The following is a 3,512-nucleotide window of genomic DNA, read 5'->3' on the forward strand; positions in this document are numbered from 1 at the left end:
TTTATAGCGTGATGTTTTGCCTGATGGCGCTTCGCTTATCAGGCCTACAAAATCAGTATGTACGGGTATTTGATTATAGGTCGTCAAACACGCTTAACGCATCCGCAAGCTTCTTAACGCCAAAGACCTGCATGCCTTCCGGTACTTTTTTCGGTACGTTAGCGGCAGGGACAATCGCCCGGCGAAAGCCGTGCTTCGCCGCTTCCGAAATACGCTCCTGCCCGCTGGGTACCGGACGGATTTCGCCCGCCAACCCCACTTCGCCAAAGACCACTAAATCCTGTGGCAGCGGTCTGTCACGCAGGCTGGAGACCATTGCCAGCAGCAACGCCAGGTCGGCGCTGGTTTCGGTGACTTTTACGCCGCCGACTACGTTAACGAACACGTCCTGATCCGCCATCTGCAAGCCACCGTGACGATGCAGCACCGCCAGCAGAATCGCCAGACGGTTTTGTTCCAGACCGACCGCCACGCGACGCGGGTTCGCCATCATTGAGTGATCGACCAGCGCCTGAATCTCTACCAGCAGCGGGCGCGTACCTTCCCAGACCACCATCACCGAACTGCCGGAGGTGACCTCATCGCCACGGCTTAAGAAGATAGCGGAAGGGTTGCTGACTTCACGCAGGCCCTGTTCGGTCATAGCAAAGACGCCCAGTTCGTTCACCGCGCCAAAGCGGTTTTTATGGCTACGCAGAGTACGGAAACGGGAATCGGCGTCACCGTCGAGCAGTACCGAACAGTCAATACAGTGTTCGAGCACCTTCGGCCCGGCCAGCGAGCCGTCTTTGGTGACGTGGCCGACCATGACAATCGCCACGCCGCGCGTTTTGGCAAAGCGCGTCAGGTAAGCCGCCGTTTCACGCACCTGCGCCACGCTGCCCGGCGAAGACTGAATATCCGCCATGTGCATTACCTGAATGGAGTCGATCACCATCAGCTTCGGCTGTTCTTCTTCGGCAATCAGGCAAATTTGTTCGATACTGGTTTCCGACAGCATATTCAGATTCGCTGTCGGCAAACCGAGCCGGTGCGCACGCATTGCCACCTGCTGCAGTGACTCTTCACCGGTGACGTACAGAGTTTTCATCTGCTCAGCAAGCTTGCACAGCGTTTGCAGCAGCAGCGTTGATTTCCCCGCGCCGGGGTTACCGCCAATCAGAATAGCGCTGCCGGGTACCACCCCGCCGCCCAGCACGCGGTCAAACTCTTTAAATCCAGTGGAAAAACGCGGCAGTTCTTCAAGGCTGATGTCAGACAGCTTCTGCACTTTTGCCACGCCCGCATTCCCGGCATAGCCACTGAGCCGCTCGTTACGCGCCACCGTTGGCGATGCGGCAAGGCGCACCTCGGTAATGGTATTCCAGGCCTGACAGGCGCTGCATTGCCCCTGCCAGCGCGGGTAATCGGCCCCGCATTCATTACAAACAAAGGCGCGTTTTGGAGCTTTGGCCACGTTTTACCTCTTTCGTTAACGCTTTTGCCGGATGGCGCAGGCGCTTATCCGGCCTACGGACACCTTGCCATCGGGCAATTTAATCATTTCTGGTTCATGCTGCCGGAGAGAATGCAGAACACGCCCATCAGGTCAGCGTGGCGGATAGTAATCTCCGTCTTTTCATTCACTTTCGGTTTAGCATGATACGCAATACCCAGCCCGGCCGTTTTGATCATCGGCAGATCGTTAGCACCGTCGCCGATCGCCACCGTCTGCGCCATCGGGATCTCATATTCTTGTGCCAGGCGGGTCAGGGTATTGGCTTTGTACTGGGCATCGACGATATCGCCGATCACGTTGCCGGTAAATTTACCGTCCATGATCTCCAGCTCGTTTGCCACAGCCGCCGTCAGACGCAGTTTATTACGCAGGTAATCGGCAAAGAAGGTAAAGCCGCCAGAGGCAATAGCCACTTTCCAGCCGAGCGTCTCCAGTTTTAACACCAGTTGTGTCAGGCCTGGCATCAGCGGTAGCGTTTCGCGCACCTGGTGCAGAATATTGGCATCAGCACCCTTCAGCGTCGCCACGCGACTACGCAGGCTGGCGGTAAAGTCCAGTTCGCCGCGCATTGCGCGTTCCGTGACTTCCGCAACCATCTCACCGGTTCCAGCCAGTTTAGCAATTTCATCAATGCATTCGATCTGGATTGCCGTTGAGTCCATGTCCATCACCAGTAAACCCGGTGTGCGCAGATGCGGAATTTTGCCTAACGGGGCAACATCCAGTTTGGCATCATGCGCCAGTTTTGCCGCGCGCGGCGTTAACGAACCCGCCAGGCGAATCACCTGATAATCCTCGACGCACCAGGCAGCAACAATCACCATCGCTGCACCCAGTTTGCTCTGGTATTGCGTTAAACGTTGTTTATCCAGCCCACGACCGTACAGCAGCCAGCCACTGCGGCCCGCGTGGTAGTCCAGCGGCATGACTTCATCGCCACTTAAAGAGAGAGGCAGACCTGGCCACAGAGAAACATCTTCAGGTAGATCGCACCAGGTTATGTTAGGCATTAAAGCTCCTGTAAAATCGTTCGGGTCGGAATCATCAGGGGAAAATAACGCATGAGGCTACCCTGTAACCAGCGCTTCTGGCAACATTAAGTCTCAAATTTTCAGCAGGTGGAATATGGCTCGCGCAAAACTGAAATTCCGACTTCATCGTGCAGTGATTGTATTGTTCTGTCTTGCGCTGCTCGTCGCCCTGATGCAGGGCGCATCCTGGTTTAGTCAAAGTCACCAGCAGCAGCGTAATCCGCAGCTCGAAGAGCTGGCCCGTACGCTGGCCCGCCAGGTGGCGCTAAATGTTGCTCCGCTAATGCGTACCGAAACGCCGGATGAAAAACGCATCAAAGCGGTACTCACACAGCTGACGGAAAGTAGCCGTATTCTGGACGCTGGCGTATACGATGAACAGGGAGACCTGATTACGCGCACCGGCGAGAGCGTCAACGTTCGTGACCGACTGGCGCTCAACGGCAAAAAAGCCGGGGGTTATTTTAACCAGCAGATTGTCGAACCCATTCAGGGGAAAAATGGTCCGCTGGGCTATTTGCGTCTGACGCTGGATACCCACACCCTCGCCACCGAGGCGAAGCAGGTAGATAACACCACCAATATCTTACGCCTGATGCTGCTGCTGGCGCTGGCGATTGGCGTCGTGCTCACCCGTACCTTATTGCAAGGCAAGCGTACCCGCTGGCAGCAATCCCCTTTCCTGCTGACCGCCAACAAACCGGTGCAGGAAGAAGACAACGAGAAAAAAGAGTAAAAGCAGTAAAAACTGTAAAACAGAAGGGAAATCAACCATGACTACACTACGCCTGCTTATCTCAGACTCTTACGATCCGTGGTTTAACCTCGCGGTCGAAGAGTGCATTTTTCGCCAGATGCCCGCCACGCAGCGCGTCCTGTTCTTGTGGCGTAACGCCGATACGGTGGTGATTGGCCGGGCGCAAAACCCGTGGAAAGAGTGTAATACCCGCCGTATGGAGGAAGACAACGTGCGGCTCGCCCGC

Annotated in this window: 3 protein-coding genes and 1 pseudogene; 2 read left to right on the forward strand and 2 right to left on the reverse strand. The window is 55.9% G+C overall.

The features are described 5' to 3' along the window. Positions 1 to 73: 73 nt before the first annotated feature. Together radA and serB are read right to left on the reverse strand one after the other, a co-directional pair. Positions 74 to 1,456 carry a DNA repair protein RadA gene (gene radA, locus FDW94_RS22675; RefSeq protein WP_003829944.1) on the reverse strand — a complete coding sequence of 461 codons (1,383 nt, stop codon included), beginning with the start codon at positions 1,454 to 1,456 and terminating at the stop codon, positions 74 to 76. An 83-nt stretch (positions 1,457 to 1,539) separates the two neighbouring features. Beyond that, the gene (gene serB, locus FDW94_RS22680; RefSeq protein WP_003829946.1) at positions 1,540 to 2,508 is read right to left on the reverse strand and encodes a phosphoserine phosphatase; all 969 of its coding nucleotides are present in this window, start codon (positions 2,506 to 2,508) and stop codon (positions 1,540 to 1,542) included. Between the two features lie 115 nt (positions 2,509 to 2,623). Here serB and FDW94_RS22685 point away from each other — a divergent pair, with 115 nt between their 5' ends. Then, positions 2,624 to 3,265, forward strand: a complete 642-nt coding sequence (locus tag FDW94_RS22685; protein ID WP_048236172.1) for a YtjB family periplasmic protein — start codon at positions 2,624 to 2,626, stop codon at positions 3,263 to 3,265. A gap of 37 nt (positions 3,266 to 3,302) precedes the next feature. Then, positions 3,303 to 3,512, forward strand: a pseudogene (gene lplA, locus FDW94_RS24655) (lipoate--protein ligase LplA); the annotation flags it as partial.

Origin of the sequence: Citrobacter sp. wls757, assembly GCF_005280935.1 — a bacterium.
In the GTDB taxonomy this organism is placed as follows: Bacteria; Pseudomonadota; Gammaproteobacteria; order Enterobacterales; family Enterobacteriaceae; genus Citrobacter; species Citrobacter portucalensis.

What these genes read in the sequence shown, in the direction of transcription:
- serB (WP_003829946.1), bottom strand. Translation starts at nt 2,508, where the DNA reads ATGCCTAACATAACCTGGTGCGATCTACCTGAAGATGTTTCTCTGTGG.
- FDW94_RS22685 (WP_048236172.1), top strand. Translation starts at nt 2,624, where the DNA reads ATGGCTCGCGCAAAACTGAAATTCCGACTTCATCGTGCAGTGATTGTA.